Source organism: Spirillospora sp. NPDC046719 (genome assembly GCF_040645715.1).
Lineage (GTDB): Bacteria > Actinomycetota > Actinomycetes > Streptosporangiales > Streptosporangiaceae > Spirillospora.
Map to the genome: position 1 here is coordinate 24,158 of NZ_JBEYYT010000039.1, position 15,847 is coordinate 40,004.

12 protein-coding genes are annotated in these 15,847 nt (G+C 75.4%); 10 read left to right on the plus strand and 2 right to left on the minus strand.

From position 1 onward, the window contains the following. Positions 1–22 precede the first annotated feature (22 nt). Complete coding sequence (locus tag ABZ914_RS10070; RefSeq protein ID WP_500192671.1) at positions 23–169, plus strand: hypothetical protein; 147 nt, start codon at positions 23–25, stop codon at positions 167–169. Positions 170–171: 2 nt separating this feature from the next. Here the strand turns inward: ABZ914_RS10070 and ABZ914_RS10075 are convergent, their stop codons facing one another. Then, positions 172–615 carry a nuclear transport factor 2 family protein gene (locus ABZ914_RS10075; protein WP_500192672.1) on the minus strand — a complete coding sequence of 148 codons (444 nt, stop codon included), beginning with the start codon at positions 613–615 and terminating at the stop codon, positions 172–174. 31 nt (positions 616–646) lie between these two features. After that, positions 647–1,522: a TIGR03619 family F420-dependent LLM class oxidoreductase gene (locus tag ABZ914_RS10080; protein WP_500192673.1), complete on the minus strand. Its 876-nt coding sequence runs from the start codon at positions 1,520–1,522 to the stop codon at positions 647–649. Positions 1,523–1,666: 144 nt separating this feature from the next. Here ABZ914_RS10080 and ABZ914_RS10085 point away from each other — a divergent pair, with 144 nt between their 5' ends. The 9 genes from ABZ914_RS10085 to ABZ914_RS10125 form a co-directional block, all read left to right on the plus strand. Further along, a complete protein-coding gene (locus tag ABZ914_RS10085; RefSeq protein WP_500192674.1) occupies positions 1,667–2,536 on the plus strand; it encodes an SDR family NAD(P)-dependent oxidoreductase in 870 nt (289 codons plus the stop codon). A 191-nt stretch (positions 2,537–2,727) separates the two neighbouring features. Then, on the plus strand, positions 2,728–3,558 hold the full coding sequence (locus ABZ914_RS10090) for an EI24 domain-containing protein (RefSeq protein WP_500192675.1): 831 nt from the start codon (positions 2,728–2,730) through the stop codon (positions 3,556–3,558). A 74-nt stretch (positions 3,559–3,632) separates the two neighbouring features. Beyond that, positions 3,633–5,216 (plus strand): flagellar basal body-associated FliL family protein, encoded by a 1,584-nt coding sequence (locus ABZ914_RS10095; protein ID WP_500192676.1) that lies wholly within the window; start codon positions 3,633–3,635, stop codon positions 5,214–5,216. A 65-nt stretch (positions 5,217–5,281) separates the two neighbouring features. After that, a complete protein-coding gene (locus ABZ914_RS10100) occupies positions 5,282–7,435 on the plus strand; it encodes an acyl-CoA dehydrogenase family protein (RefSeq protein WP_500192677.1) in 2,154 nt (717 codons plus the stop codon). Positions 7,436–7,459: 24 nt separating this feature from the next. Further along, positions 7,460–9,163, plus strand: a complete 1,704-nt coding sequence (locus ABZ914_RS10105; RefSeq protein WP_500192678.1) for an MmpA family trehalose lipid delivery protein — start codon at positions 7,460–7,462, stop codon at positions 9,161–9,163. Continuing rightward, positions 9,163–9,294 (plus strand): hypothetical protein, encoded by a 132-nt coding sequence (locus ABZ914_RS10110; RefSeq protein WP_264159724.1) that lies wholly within the window; start codon positions 9,163–9,165, stop codon positions 9,292–9,294. The genes ABZ914_RS10105 and ABZ914_RS10110 overlap by 1 nt, the downstream gene beginning before the upstream one ends. Before the next feature lie 13 nt (positions 9,295–9,307). After that, on the plus strand, positions 9,308–10,132 hold the full coding sequence (locus ABZ914_RS10115; RefSeq protein ID WP_500192679.1) for a glycosyltransferase: 825 nt from the start codon (positions 9,308–9,310) through the stop codon (positions 10,130–10,132). Beyond that, positions 10,129–11,463, plus strand: coding sequence for a glycosyltransferase family 4 protein (locus ABZ914_RS10120; protein WP_500192680.1), 1,335 nt, complete (start codon positions 10,129–10,131; stop codon positions 11,461–11,463). Before ABZ914_RS10115 ends, ABZ914_RS10120 begins: the two co-directional genes overlap by 4 nt. A gap of 50 nt (positions 11,464–11,513) precedes the next feature. Beyond that, on the plus strand, positions 11,514–15,847 hold a 4,334-nt coding region (locus ABZ914_RS10125), incomplete at its 3' end, for an alpha-(1->3)-arabinofuranosyltransferase domain-containing protein (protein WP_500192681.1).

The window sequence follows — 15,847 nt, forward strand, 5'->3', positions numbered from 1 at the left end:
CCGGGCGCCGCGGGCGCCCCTGTTGGCTTTCCCCCCCCCGCCCCGCGCCTCGCCGGGCGGCCGCCCGCCGTGCGCCCCCCCCGTCCGGGGGTTCGTGGGCGAGTCGATGGCGGTGCGGCGGCTGGAGCAGACCACCGCCCGGCTGCTGCTGCCGCCGGGCGACGGCTGATCTCAGGCCGAGGGCCTGGTGACGGTGGCCATGGCGCGGTCCGGTTCCCAGTGGGCGCGCAGCGAGGTGATGAGGCCGGACTCGTCGACGGTGTAGATGAGGACGCAGTCGATGGTCATGGTGGAGCCGTCGCCCATGGTGGTGGTGATGGTGGCGACGTTGGCGCAGCAGGGGCCGTTGGCGAACGAGTCCTTGATCTCGAAGCGGAACCCGCTGATGGTGGCGATGAACGAGTCCCAGAAGGCGGCGATGCCGTCGGCGCCGCGGTGGCCCTCGCCGGAGGGGTCGAGGAAGGACGGGCCGACGGGGTCCTCGACGAGGGCGCCGGGGGCGAACAGGGCCAGCCACTCCGCCCGGCGCCCGGCGCCGACGGCGGTCATGGAGGCGCGGGCGGCCCGGCGGGCGGGGTGGTCGGCGTCGGGGGCGTGCCAGATGAGGGCGTCCATGACCGAACTGTAACGTGTTCTCGTTTTGCGGTCAGCCGGTCACCTTCGCGATCACGGTCTCGGCGAACCGCTCCAGGTTCGCGATCTTCTTGTCCAGCGGCTGGGTGTCGGGGCCCTTGGCGTAGGGCATCCGGAAGCCGACGATCACGTCGGTGACGCCCTTGTCCTCCAGCCGCTTCACGCCGTCGGGGGTGTAGGCGTCGGGGGAGATGACGTGCACCTCGAAGGGCTCGCCGGCCTTGCCCTCGGCCTCGCGGATCCGGTGCAGCCGGGCGAGGAGGTCGTCGAGGTCGTCGGGGCCGCCGCCGTGCATCCAGCCGTCGCCGCGGACGGCGGCGCGCCGCAGCGCGGGCTCGCTGTGCCCGCCGACCAGGATCGGGATCGGTTCGGCGGGCGCCGGGCACAGCTTGATCGCGGGGATGTCGAAGAACTCGCCGTGGAACTCGAAGTAGTCGCCGCCGGCGAGGCCGCGGACGATGTCGATGGCCTCGTCCATCCGCTTCCCGCGCCGCTCCCACGGCACGCCCATGACCTGGAAGTCCTCGCGCCACGGGCTGACGCCGACGCCGAGGCCGAGGCGCCCGCCGGTGAGGCAGGCGATCGAGGTGGCCTGCTTGGCGACGAGCACCGGCGGCCGGACGGGCAGTTTGAGGACGAACGGGGTGAACCGGAGGGTGCTCGTCACCGCGCCCATGGCCGCGATCAGCGTGAACGTCTCGATGAACGCCTTGTCCTCCAGGAACTCGCGGTTCCCGTCGGCGGTGTAGGGGTAGGTCGAGTCGGACTCGCGCGGGTAGGCGAGCGAGTCGGCGACCGACATGCTCGTGTAGCCGGCCGCCTCGGCGGCGCGGGCCAGCGGCAGGTAGAACGACGGGTCGGTCATCGCCTCGGCGTAGGTGAACCTCATGGCGACCGATAGTAGAACTGGTTTCAGTTCGAGGCCAGGGGCCGTCCCGGTGGCCGGGGCCGCCCGCGGCCGCGCATCACGGCTTGTGCAAGAAATCACATCCACCCCTTGCTCGCGCGTTCGGCGCGGTGGTTCGGTGGGGGGATGAGGGACAAGATCGCGATCGTGACCGGGGGCACCTCCGGGATCGGTAAGGAGATCGCTCGCGGGCTGGCGCGCGCCGGGTTCCTCGTCGGGATCGTGGCCCGCAGCGAGATGCGGGCGAAGGCGACGGTGGACGAGCTGACCGGGGACGTCCCGGGCGCGCGGGTCGAGACGTTCCTCGCCGACCTGTCCGCGCAGCAGGACGTGCGGCGGGTCGCGGCGTCGCTGGAGGAGCGGTTCGACCGGCTGCACGTGCTGGTCGACAACGCGGGCGTGCACCTGATGCGGGCGAAGGAGAGCGCCGACGGGTTCGACCGGATGGTCGCCACGAACCACCTGGGCCCGTTCCTGCTGACGAACCTGCTGCTCGGCCCGCTGAAGAAGGGCGCGCCGTCGCGGATCGTGGTCGTCGCGTCCGAGGCGCACCGGTTCGCCGGCCGGCTGGAGCCCGCGCGGATGGCGGAGCCGGGCAACTACCGGGCGGCCGGGTCCCTGCGGGTGTACGGGCGGTCGAAGCTGATGAACATCCTGTTCGCGCAGGAGCTGGCGCGGCGGCTCGACGGCACCGGTGTGACGGTGAACGCGATGTGCCCGGGGTTCGTCGCGACGGGGCTCGCCCGCGACCTGCCGGGCAGTGGGCGCATCGGCGGCCTGCTGTCGCACACGCCCGTGATGCGGACGCCGGCGCAGGGCGCGCGAATGGCGCTGCGGCTCGCGCTGGACGAGGAGTTCGAGGGGCGCACCGGCGGCTTCTACAGCTCGACGCCGGGCGCGGGGCTGATCCCGGAGGCGGGCCCGCTGAAGGACGAGGTGCTCCGCCGCGCGGTGTGGGACCAGTCGGCCCGCCTCGTCGGGCTGCCGGTGCGCTGAGGCGGCACCGGCCGGGCGCGCTTCGCCCGTCCGCTTGGGCGCTCTGTGGGAAGGCCCTAGGCTCTGAGCGTGTGAGCCACCCCCCGAATCAGCCCGCTCCGTGGAACCCGCGGCCGGGAGCGCAGCCGCCCGGTGCGCCGGCGCCGATCCCCGGTCGCCCGCAGCCGCCCGCCCCGCCGGGTCCGCCCGGCATGCCGGGCCGGCCCGCCTCGGGGCAGGGCGAGGCCAGGCCGTCGGCGGTCAAGGACCTGTTCACCGGGGTCGGCTACCTGCTCCGCGGCATCGGCTGGACGGCGCGCCACCCCGCGCAGTGGCTGTTCGGCCTGATCCCGGCGCTGATCGTGCTGGCCGCCTACGCGGCGGCGCTGGTGGCGCTGGCGTTCTACCTGGGCGACCTGGCGGGCTGGGTGACGCCGTTCGCGGACGGCTGGTCGGACGCGGCGCGGGCGGCCACGCGCGTCGTCGCGGGCATCGCGATCTACGGCGCGGCGGTGTTCCTCGCCGTGCTCACGTTCACGGCGGTGACGCTGCTGGTCGGCGACCCCTTCTACGAGGCGATCGCGGTGCGGGTCGAGGAGTCGCAGGGCGGCGCGCCGCCGGACCCGGACGTCCCGCTGCTGGTGCAGATCGGGCGGGCCGTCAAGGACGCGCTGGCGCTCGGGCTCGTCGCCGTGCTGTTCGCGGTGGTGTTCTTCGCGGCCGGGTTCCTGCCGGTGGTGGGGCAGACGGTGGTGCCGGTGATCGCGGCCCTGGTGTCCGGGTACTACCTGGCGGGGGAGTTGACGTCGATCGCGCTGGAGCGCCGCGGGCTGCTGCGCAAGGAGCGGTTCGCTCGGCTCAAGGCGAACCGGTCGCTGTCCGTCGGGTTCGGCGCGGCGACGTTCGTGGTCTTCCTCATACCGCTGGGCGCGGTGTTCGCGATGCCGGGCGCCGTGGCGGGCGCGACGCTGCTGGCCAGGGAGCGGCTCGCGGACGGCCCGGAGATCACGGGCGGCCGTCCCGGCGTCGCGACCCCGAACTGAGGCGATAGGAAGATGTGTCCTCAGCGTGATGACCTGCCGAACGAAATGAATGATCTTCGCGTACCGTGTTCCGCATGTCCGATCAGGGGGAGCGCGGTGTGCGCTGGACCGACATGAGCGAGAGCGACGCGGCCGGCCGGCCGCCGGCGCCCGACGCGGGGCGCGCGACCGGCCCGCAGGTGGTCTCCTCCGAGCCCAAGGTGCCGGAGGTCTTCATGCCCGCACCGCACGGCCGTACGGATTTCTCCGACGCCGGCGAGGAGCGGCCGCACGACATCTGGGGCAAGGTCGAGAGCTCGGCCGCCCCGGGAGCGCCCGAGACCGGCGCCGAGCAGGAGGCCGCGCCCGGGCACGAGCCCGCGTCCGCGCGGGAGGCCGCGTCCGAGCAGGAGACCGTGTCCGAGCAGGAGACCGCGTACGAGCAGAAGGGCGCGTTCGAGCAGAAGGGCGCGTTCGAGCAGAAGAGCGCGTACGAGCACGAGGCCGCGGGCCGGCAGGGCCCCACCGCCTGGGAGGAGCCGGCCCACGCGGACCGGCCCGGACCCTGGGGACGGCCGGAGGCCGGGGAGCCCGCCGCATGGGCGGAGCCGGCCGCCGAGCCGGAGCGCGAGCGCGAAGCCGGGTCCGTGTACGGGAGCGGCGCGCTGCCCGACGCCGAGGACGTGCGCGTCGCGCCCGTCCCGGCGGAGGGGCAGGAGCCGCCCGGCTGGGAGGGCTCGCTGTTCGAGGACGGGCCCGGCGCGGCGTCCGAGGACGAGGCGCCCGCGGTGCAGGTCGGGCTGTCGGGCCCGGCGAAGGCCGGCAAGCCGAGCAGCGGCAACTGGCAGATGCCGGACTGGATGGCCGACGAGGCGGCCGCGGACGCCAAGCTCGGCGGTTCGCCGCGGTCGTCCGGCGACGTGTTCGACGAGGGCGGCGGCCGGTCCCGGCTGGTGCTGATCGGCGGCGTGGGCCTGCTGGTGGTCGCGCTCCTCGCGGCCGGCGGCGTCTACTACATGACGCACAAGACCGACGATCCGCCGGCGGACCCGGCCGTCAAGACGGGAGGGGCGGGCACCGGCGCGCAGCCCGAGGAGCCGCAGGTGACGGTCCCCGCCGACCGGCCGCTGAAGCGGTTCCCGGGCAAGCCGAGCAAGGTCCTCGGCCGGCTGACGGACGCCGCGTCCGGGCTGTCGTACCCGCGCCTCGGCCCGCCGTGGCAGCTGCCGACCAAGAAGAACAAGCTGAGCACGCCGGGCTGGTCGGGGCAGCAGATCGTGGTCACCGAGCGGCACGGGCAGCAGCTCTGGTACGGCCAGCTGCTCACGGGCGCGCTGCCGCCGACGCTGCTGGGCTCCTACAAGGGGCCGGGGAGCGTCAAGAAGACGACCGCGCTCGCGGAGCAGGGCTACGAGTCGCAGTACTACGCGTTCCCGCACAAGTCGGCGCCGCTGGCGTCGCAGGCGCTGAACGTGGACGGTCACAAGGGCTGGCTGATCGCCTCGTACCTGACCTACAAGCGGGCCGGGGTGCGGGCGACCGGCGAGATCGTGGCGACCGCGGTCATCGACACGGGGCACCGGACGCCGGCGGCGGTGTTCGCGTCGCTGCCGAACACGCACCGGAAGATGTGGCCGGACCTCAACGAGTTCCTCGGCCAGCTGAAGGTCGCGGCCTGACCCCTCTTAAGTACCGAATGCCGTTCTAATAGGCTGGCTCCGATCCCCGACGGAGAGGTGCGGTCATGGCGATCGGGTTGACGGAGGAGCACGAGGCGCTGGCGGCGTCGGTGCGCGGGTTCGCCGAGCGGAACGTCCCGCCGGAGGCGGCGCGCGAGGCCGACGCCGGGTTCTGGCCCGCGCTCGCGGCGCAGGGGCTGCTCGGCCTGCACCTGCCCGAGGACGCGGGCGGCCAGGGCTTCGGGCTGCTGGAGCAGGCCGTCGCGCTGGAGGAGCTCGGCCGGGCCCTCGCGCCCGGCGCGTACACCCCGACCGTCCTGGCCTCGGCGATCCTGCACGCCGCCGGGGCGGGCGGCGACCTGCTCGCCGGCCTCGCGGACGGCTCGCGCAAGGCGGCGGTCGGCCTCTCCGGCGGCCTGGCCGTCGACGGCGGCACGGTGTCCGGGACGGTGCGGCCGGTCCTGGGCGCACCGCTCGCCGACGTGTTCCTGCTGCCCGCCGGAGACCGCTGGGTGGTCGCCGGACGCGACGAGGTCACGGTCGGCGACCTGGAGTCGCTCGACGTCACCCGCCCGGTCGGCGCGGTGACGGCCGACGGCCTGGACGTCCCGGACGACCGCTTCCTCGACGCGCCCGACGCCCGCGCCCTCGCGGTCGTCCTGCTGGGCGCCGAGGCGTGCGGCGTCGCGGGACGCGCGCTCGACGACGCCGTCTCCTACGCCAAGCTCCGCGAGCAGTTCGGGCGTCCGATCGGCCAGTTCCAGGGCGTCAAGCACAAGTGCTCGCGGATGCTCATCGCGGTGGAGCGCGCGCGGGCGGCGGTCTGGGACGCGGCGCGGTCGTTCGGCGATGCCCCCGAGCAGCGCGCCTACGCGGTCGGGGTGGCGGGAGCGCTCGCCGCCGACGCGGCCGTCCTGTGCGCCGAGGGCAACATCCAGATCCACGGCGGGATCGGCTACACCTACGAGCACGACGCGCACCTCTACTACCGGCGCGCCCTCACCCTGCGCGCGCTCCTCGGGAGGGCGAGCGGCCACCGCGCGGACGTCGCGGCGCTCGCGGTCGAGGGCGTCCGCCGCCCGATGAGCATCGAGCTGGGCGAGGACGCGGCGCCGCTGCGCGAGGAGATCCGCGGGCGCGTCGCCGAGATGGCCGCGATGGAACCGCTCGCGCAGCGCGCCGCGATGGCGGAGGGCGGCTGGGTGACGCCACACCTGCCGAAGCCGTGGGGGCGGGACGCCGGGCCGCTGGAGCAGATCGTCATCCAGCAGGAGCTGAAGGCGGCGAAGGTCCGGCCGGTCCCGCTGATGATCGCGGCGTGGGTCGTCCCGTCGCTGGTCCAGTACGGCACGCCGGAGCAGCAGGAGCGGTTCCTGCCGCCGACGCTGCGCGGCGAGATCATCTGGTGCCAGCTCTTCTCCGAGCCGGGCGCGGGCTCCGACCTCGCCGGGCTGCGCACCCGCGCGGAGCGGGTCGAGGGCGGCTGGCGGATCAGCGGGCAGAAGATCTGGACGTCGCTGGCCCGGGACGCGCAGTGGGGCGTCTGCGTCGCCCGCACCGATCCGGACCGGCCCAAGCACGACGGCATCACCTACTTCATCGTGGACATGGCGGCCGAGGGCATCGACGTCCGGCCGCTGCGCGAGTGCACCGGCGACGCGGTGTTCAATGAGGTGTTCCTGGACGGCGTGTTCGTCCCGGACGACCGGGTCGTCGGCCCCGTCAACGAGGGCTGGCGGGTCGCCCGCAACACCCTCGCCAACGAGCGCGTCGGGCTGACCAGCTCGTTCCAGCTCGGCGGGGACGTCCCGAAGCTGCTCGCCCTCGCCGCCGAGCTGGGCCTGGACGGCGACCCGGTCGTCCGCGACGGCATCGGCCGGCTCGCCTGCGACGAGCACGCGTTCAACCTGCTCGGCCTGCGCGCGACGCTCAAGCAGCTGTCGGGCACCGACCCGGGCGCGACGGCGAACGTCCGGAAGCTGGTCGCGATGGAGCACGGGCAGCAGGTGACCGAGTTCGGGTTCACGCTCCTCGGCGAGGAGGGCGCGCTGACCGGCGGCTGGAAGGACGGCCTGCGCCCGCGCTGGACGCGCTACCTGCTGGCGTCCCGCGCGATGTCGATCGGCGGCGGCACCACGGAGGTCAACCTCAACGTGATCGGCGAGCGCATCCTCGGCCTCCCCCGCGACCCCGAGCCCGCCGCGCGGCGGGCGACTTGACCGTGCTCGTATAAAGAGAGCGCGATGGGGGAGAGACGGCGGCGGCTCGTGGCCGCGCTGACCGGGCTGGGGCTCGGGCTCGTGGCGCTCGGGCCGGGGCTCGCGCCCGGGTTCGTGCTGTCGTACGACATGGTGTTCACGCCGGATCCGGCGTTCACGCCGATGACGTTCGGGCTGACGGGGACGGTCCCGCGGCAGGTGCCGAGCGACGCGTTCGTGACGGCGCTGGCGACGGTGGTCCCCGCCGACGCCGTGCAGAAGCTGCTCCTGCTCGCGATCTTCGTGATGGCGTGCATGTCGGCGGCGTCGCTGGTGCCGACGCCGCGGCTGCTGCCGCGCCTGGCGGCCGGGGTCTGCTACGCCTGGAACCCGTTCGTCGCCGAGCGGCTGCTGCTCGGCCAGTGGGCGCTGCTGCTCGGGTACGCGGCGCTGCCGTGGGTGGTCGCGTCGGCGGCCCGGACGACCGAGAAGGGCGGGACGCGGCGTCTCGTCCGCGCGCTGCTGCCCGCCGCGATCGGCGGGTTCGCCGCGCTGACCGTGTCGGGGCTGACGGCGCTGGTCGTCGCGCTGGTGGCGGCGCGGCTGCGGGGCGCGGTGCGGGTGGCCGGGGTCGTGGCCGCCCTGAGCCTGCCGTGGCTGGTGCCGGCCGTGCTGCGCCCGGCGGGCGTGCCGGGGAACGGTACGGCCGTCGATGTCTTCGCGGCGCGGGCCGACACCCCCTTCGGCGTGCTCGGCAGCCTCCTGACGCTCGGCGGCATCTGGAACGGCGAGACGGTGCCGCGCGGCTACGGGACGCCGGTCCTGGCCGGGTTCTGGCTGGCCGTGGTGCTCGGCTCCCTCTTCGCGTACTGGCGCTGGTGCCGGGAGCCGGAGTGGCGGCGGGGCGCGGCGGTCGCGGCGGCGGCGGGGTTCGTCGTGGCGGCGCTCGGGGCGGTGGCGGCGCCGGTGCTCCGCGGCGCGGTCGGGCTGTGGTCCGGCTTCGCCGTGCTGCGCGACGGACAGCAATACGTGGCGCCGCTGGCCGTCGTGGTCGCCGTGGGACTCGGCGTCGCCGCCGACCGGGCGATCGGCGCGCGGTACGCGATGGTCGCGGTGGGCGCCGTCGCGGCTCCGGTCCTGCTGCTGCCGACGCTGGCGTGGGGCGCGGCGGGCGACCTGCGCGCCGTCCGCTACCCGGACGACTGGGCGCGCGCCCGGAGGATCATCGCCGCCGACTCCGCGCCCGGGGACGTGCTCGTGCTGCCGTGGGCGCTCTACCGCGGCTACTCCTGGAACCACGGGCGGCGCGTCCTCGATCCGCTGCCCCGCTACCTGCACCGGCGGGTCGTGGTGAACGACGCGCTGATCGTCGGCCGGACGACCATCGCCGCCGAGGACCCGCGGGCGATCGCGCTCGCCCCGGCCGCCGCGCGCCCCGACGCGGCCACGCTGCGTGACCAAGGCGTCCGGTACGTCGTCGTCGACTCGGAGACGGGCCGGTACCGGCCCACCGGGGCCGTCCCCGTGGTGATAGGTCCTGACCTGGCCGTTTACCGGATCGACGGGGCCGCGGCGGGCCACGAGGACCGCGTTCCGGCGGCGCCGGTGATCGTTGCCTGGATAGCGGCGAGTGTGGTGGTTTTCTGGTCATTCCTGGCCTCAGGCACTACTCTGGGGCTTCCGTTACTCGGGAGTATCCGTAGCCGCAGCCCCGACCGCCTCCCCCACCACAGTCGAAGGGCCCCCTGATGCGCATCGCCATCGCCGCACTCGTCGGCGTCCTCCTCGCCGCCGGAGCCTCGTTCGGCGTCGTGCAGCTCGCGAACTCCTCGCAGAAGGACCCGGTCATCAAGCCGATGTACAACTACGGCGCCCCCTGACCAGCGTGACCTGATGGGGAACCGGCGTCCCGGTCCCGCCCTGCTCGAGGTCGTCGTGCCCGCCCGCAACGAGGCCGGCCGGCTCCCCGCCGGGCTGGACCTGCTGAGCGACAGGCTCGCCGCGCTGCGGGCGCGCGCCGAGGTGATCGTGGTCGACAACGCCAGCACGGACGGGACGGCGGAGATCGTCCGATCCTGGCGCGGGCCCGTCCCGGTGCGGCTGCTGACCTGCGACCGGCCCGGCAAGGGCGCCGCGGTCCGCACCGGCCTGCTCGCCACCCGCGCCCCCTACATCGGGTTCATGGACGCCGACATGGCCACCGACCTCGCCGCGCTGGACGACGCGCTCGCCCTGCTGCGCGAGGGCCGCACCGTGGTGGTCGGGTCGCGGCGGCACGCGGCGTCCGTCGTCGAGGGGTACGCGCTGCCGGTCCGCCGGCTCGGCGCGATCACCTTCAACCGGATCGTCCGCGACCTGGTCGGCGGCATCCAGGACACCCAGTGCGGGTTCAAGTTCTTCGCCGGGCCGCTCGGCCGCGCCGCGGCTCGCGACCTGCGCACCACCGGGTTCTCCTTCGACGTCGAGCTGCTCGCGCACTGCGTGCGGCGCGGCGCGCCGGTCACCGCCATCCCGGTCGTCTGGCGCGACCGCCCCGGCTCGACGTTCTCGGTGCGCCGGCATTCGCTGCAGTGCCTCATCGACCTCGCCCGCATCCGCGCGCGCGTCGCGGGCCCGCTGATCCCCGCCCCGGCGGCGGCGCCCGAGGCCGTCCTCGGCCCGCTGCCCGCCCTGCCGGACCGGGGCCTGCCGTCGGCGTCGAGCGCCGGACAAGGATGAACGGACCCTTGCGGCTGGCGGTCGTCAACTGGCGCGATCCCTGGCACCCGGCCGCCGGCGGCGCCGAGCGGTACGCCTGGGAGATCGCCCGCCGGACGGCGGAGCGCGGCGCCCGCGTCCACTACGTGACGTCCCGGGCACCGGGGCAGCCGCGCCGGGACCGGGTCGACGGCGTCGACTTCGTCCGGCTCGGCGGCCGGTTCACCGTGTACCCGCTCGTCCTGCTGTGGCTGCTGCGGCGGCGGTTCAGGCGTGGCGGCCGCTTCGACGCCGTGATCGACTGCCAGAACGGCATCCCGTTCTTCACGCCGTGGGCGCTGCCGCGCCGCGTCCCGGTGTTCTGCGTGATCCACCACGTGCACGACGCCCAGTTCGGCGTCCACTTCCCGCCGTGGATGGCGTGGATCGGGCGGATGCTCGAAGGGCCCGTGAGCCGCTGGACGTACCGGAGGCACGCGTACGTGGTCGTGTCGCCGTCCACGCTGCGCGCGGTGCGGGAGCGCCTGGCCTGGACGGGCCCGGTGTACGTGGTGCCGAACGGCTGCGACGCGCCGCCGGACGTCCACGGCGCCGTGGCCACCGGGCATCCGCAGCTGGCGTGCGTGACGCGGCTCGTCCCGCACAAGCGGCTCGGCCTGCTCCTCGACCTCGCCCGCCGCCTCGCCGACCGGCACCCCGGGCTCCGCCTCCACATCATCGGGACGGGCCCGGAGGCGGACGCGCTCGCCGCCGGGATCGCCGAGCGCGGCCTGCAGGGCGTCGCGGTCGCCCACGGCTACGTGACCGAGCACGTCAAGGCCGCTCTCGTCGCCACCGCCGACCTGCACCTGAGCACCTCGCAGGGCGAGGGCTGGGGGCTCAGCGTCATCGAGGCCGCCGCGCTCGGCGTCCCGTCCGTCGCCTTCGACGTGGACGGGCTGCGCGACGCCGTCCGCGACCGCGTCACCGGCTGGCTCATCGGACCGGACGACGTGCCCGCCGAGGTGGTGGAACGGGCGCTCAAGGAGCTCGCCGAGCCGGGCCGCCGCGACGAGGTCGCCGCGCGCTGCCGGGCGTGGGCCGCCGAGTTCGACTGGGCGCGGACCGCCGACCGGATGCGCGAGCTGGTCGAGGCGGCCGTGCGGGCCGGAACGTCGTCCACCGCCGATGACCGGGCACAGGTCGTCCACCGGTACGGTGACGTGCACCTGCGCGTGGTGGAGGGCCCGGTGCGCGACGAGCTGCTCGCCGGATCCGGCGAGGTCCGCGAGGTCCGCGAGGCGACCGCCGTCGAGCGGCTGCTCGGCCGGCCGCGCTCCACCGGCGAGGCCGCCCGCGGCGACCTGGAGTAGGACCGGCCGGGCGGCGAAGGGCGGCGAAGGGCGGAGGAGAAGGGGCGAGCATGGCAGTGGGAGAGGCGAGCCCGCCGCGCGCCGGCGCGCCGCGCCCGCCCGCCCCCGGCCCGCGCCCGCCGGACGGCCCGGACGCCGCCGCCCGGCTGCGCGAGCGGCTGCGCGTCGCGGCGTGCTGCCTGGCGCTGACCGCGCTGGCGTTCGGCACCCGGCCCGGCCTCATCCTCGCCGACACCAAGATCGACATGGCGGTGAACCCGCTCGGGTTCCTCGGCCGCGCGCTGCACCTGTGGGACGCCGAGCAGTTCGGCCAGCTGCAGAACCAGGCGGTCGGCTACCTGTTCCCGATGGGCCCTTTCCACGCGCTCGGGCACCTGGTCGGGATGCCGCCGTGGATCACCCAGCGGCTCTGGACGTCGCTGCTGCTCTGCCTGGCGTTCGCCGGGACGTGGAGGCTCGCGAACCGGCTCGGGATCGGCGGGCCCGGGAGCCGGCTGATCGCCGCGATGGCGTACGCGCTGGCGCCGAACGCCCTGGCGACCCTCGGCCAGATCTCCTCGGAGTACCTGCCGGCCGCGATGCTGCCGTGGATCGTGTTGCCGCTGGTCACCGCTGCGTCCGGCGAGGGCGGACGGGTCCGCGCGGCGGCCCGGTCGGGGCTCGCGGTCGCCTGCTGCGGCGGCATCAACGCGACCGCCACCGTCGCGGTGCTGGTCGTCCCGCTGGTGTACGTGATCACGCGGCCGCGCGGGTCGCACCGGATCCGGCTGCTGGCGTGGTGGTCGGCGGCCACCGGCGCGGCGATGGCGTGGTGGCTCGTCCCGCTGACGCTCACCGGGACCTACGGCTTCTCCTGGCTGACCTACACCGAGAAGGCCGCGACGACGACCGCGCCGACCGGTCTGATCAACATCTTCCGGGGCGCCGAGCGCTGGGTGAACTACCTCATCGTCGACGGGCGGATCTGGTGGCCGGTCGGGCACAGCCTGTCGGTGGGGGCGCTGCCGGTCGTCTGCACAGGACTGATCGCCGCGCTCGGCCTCGCCGGGCTGCTCGGCCGGCTGCTGCCCGAGCGGACGTTCCTGCTCCCCACGCTGCTGGCCGGGGTCGCGGTCATCGCGACGGGCCACCTCAGCGACATCCCCGGCCCGTTCGCCGCGCAGGCCCGCGACCTGCTGGACGGCCCGCTCGCGCCGCTGCGCAACCTGCACAAGTTCGACGCGGTGGTCCGGATGCCGCTCGCGCTCGGGCTGGCGCACCTGCTCGTCGTGGCCGTCCGCAGGCCGGAGCGCGCGCAGGCGCGGGGCCTGGCCGCCGAGCACCGGCCCACCGCAGGCGGCGCGCTGCGGGCCGTGCTGAGCGTGCCCGCCGTCGCGCTGGTCGCGCTGGCCGGGATCGGCGCGACCGCCGTGTCGAACGGGCTCACCGGCCCCGGCTCCTTCCCCCAGGTGCCGAAGTACTGGCGGGACGCGGCGTCGTGGATCAACGCGCGGGCCGGCCAGCAGGGCGTGCTGGCGCTGCCCGGCGCGCCGTTCGGCGAGTACCTGTGGGGCCGGCCGATGGACGACATCGTCCAGCCGCTGCTCACGGCCCGCTGGGGCGTCCGGCAGCTCGTCCCGGCCGGGTCGCCCGGGTACACGCGGGCGCTGGACGCGATCGACCTCCAGGTCCGCTCCGGCCAGGGCTCGCCGGGCCTCGCCGCGTTCCTCGGCCGGATGGGCGTGCGGTACCTGCTCGTCCGCAACGACCTGAGCCGCGAGACGCTGCGCGGCGCCTGGCCGGCCCGGCTGCACCAGGCGCTCGCCGACTCGCCCGGCATCCGCCGGGCCGCCTCGTTCGGCGCGCCCGTCGGCGGCGACCTCGTGGACGACGCCGTCTCCGCCACCGACCAGAGGTACCCCGCGCTGGAGGTCTACGAGGTCTCCGGCGCCGACGACGTCGCGAACCTGTCGGACGCGTCCGGTGCCCTCCGCGTGTACGGCGGGCCGGAGTCGCTGCTGGCGATGGCCGACGACCGGGCGCTGCCGTCCCGGCCCGTCCTGCTCGACGACGACGCCCCCGACCTCGGCGGCGAACCCGTCGTGACCGACTCGCCCCGCCTGCTGAAACGCAACTACGGCGAGCTCCACCAGACCTCGCCGACGCTGACGCGGGCGCACCGGGGGCAGGCCACCGACGTCCTCGACAAGGGCTGGAACCGGTACACCACGCACGTCACCTACGGCGGCGGCGTCCGCGACGTCACGGCGTCGTCGTCGGCGGCGAGCGACGACGCCATCCCGCAGTCCCGCAAGCCGGGCGCGGAGCCGTACGCGGCGCTGGACGGCGACCCGTTCACCGCGTGGCAGACCGGCGGGTGGAACGGGCCGGTCGGGCAGTGGCTCCGGGTCGACTTCGACAAGCCCCGCGACGTCCGCGACCTGACCGCCGTGTTCGACCAGGACTCCACGCTCGGCCCGGCCGTCGCGCGGGTCGCGGTGCAGACCGAGACCGGCACCGTGGAGCAGGACGTCCAGCGGACCTCGTCCCCCCAGCCGCTGCGCGCCCCCGAAGGGGCCAGCCGCTGGCTGAAGCTGCGCATCACCGGCCTCGCGACCAAGCCGGCCGTGCCCGCGTTCGCGCGCGCCGGGGTGTCCGAGCTGAGCATCGGCGGCGTCCACCCGACCCGCACGTACACGCTGCCCGCGCCGTCCGGGGTGAAGGGCCGGGCCACCTACGTGATGGGCCGGGCACCCGGCGGCACGTCCGCGTGCATGCAGGGCAGCGCCCGCTGGGTGTGCTCGTCCGCCCTCGCGAACGACGACGAGGAGGGCGACGGCTTCGACCGCGCCTACACCTCCGCCGTGTCCGGGAAGGCGCCGCTCACCGGCACCGCCGTCCTCACCGACGAGCGGCTGATCGCCCAGTACACCGCCGTGGCCGGGCAGCCGCTCGTCACCGCCACCTCCGTCCAGTCCGACCATCCCGCCGACCAGGCGCGGTCGGCGTTCGACGGGGACCCGTCCACCACCTGGATCGCGGCGGACAAGGACAAGGCGGCCGCGCTCTCCGTGCGGTGGAAGGGCCGCAAGCGGCTGTCGAAGCTCACGCTGAGCCGCCCGCCCGGCGCGTCCGGCCCGGTCCGGGTGCGGATCGAGGGGCAGAACGGCGAGTACCGCGAGGGCCTGTCCGACGGGCTGGGCCGGCTGTCGTTCGCCCCGATGACCACCGACCGGCTGACCGTCACCTTCCTCAAGGACGACCAGACCGGGCCGGTGCAGCTCACCGACCTCATCGTCCCCGGCGTCCGGCCGCTTCCGGACGTGGCGGACTACCCGCTGACGCTGGCCTGCGGGTACGGGCCGAAGGTCCGGGTGGACGGGACGACCGTGCAGACCAAGGCCACCGGCACCTTCGGCGACCTGCTCGCCGGGCGGCCGCTGCGGTTCGCCGCCTGCCGCCAGGCGCCGCTGAAGGCGGGCCTCAACCACCTGACCTCGGTGCCGCTCGACGCGTACCGCATCGACACGGTCACCGTCGGCCCGCAGGCGATCGCGAGCGGCACCGGCACGGGCGGCACCGGCACGGGTGGCACCGGCACGAGCGGCACGGACGCGGGCGCGCCGCAGCCGGTCAAGGTGCTGAGCTGGGGGTCCGGCTCCCGCAAGCTGGAGATCGACGCCGCCAAGGGCTCGTTCCTCACCGTGAACGAGAACTTCAACACCGGCTGGCGCGCCACCGTGGGCGGCACCGCGCTGCGCGCCGTCCGGCTCGACGGCTGGAAGCAGGGCTGGCTCGTCCCCGCCGGGACGAAGGGCACGGTCCAGCTCACCTACACGCCGGACCGGTCGCAGCGGATCGCCGTGGTCTCGGGGCTCAACCTGCTGCTCGTGCTGCTGCTGGTCGCCGTCTGGCCGGCGCGGGAGCGGCGCGAAGCGGGACCGCCGGGCGGCCGCGCCCTGGTCGCCGGGACCGGCTGGCCCGCCTGGGCCGCGGTCGGCCTCGCCGCCGCGCTCGGCGGCTGGATCGCCGGAATCCCCGGCCTCGCCGTCACCGCCGTCGTGGCGGTCGTCTGCGGCTGGGCGAGGACCGGGCGGGCCTGGCCGCTGCGCGCGCTCTCGTCCTCCTGGACGGTCGTGCTCGCGATGGTCGCCGGGGCCGGCTGCCTCGCCGCCGGGAACCGGTTCGGGCTGCTGGACAACCCCTCCAAGCCGGACGGCCTGCTCGGCGACGCCGTGCCGCAGCTGCTCGGGCTGGTGATCGTCGGACGGGTCGCGGTGGAGCTGTGGCGGCCCCGGCCGCGCGGCGGGCCGGACGGCGCGTCCGGCGGCCGGATCGCGCTCAGCTGGGCCGCCCCCGGGCAGGAGCCCGGCGGGACCGCGCCCGCGGCGCCAGCGGGTCCGGG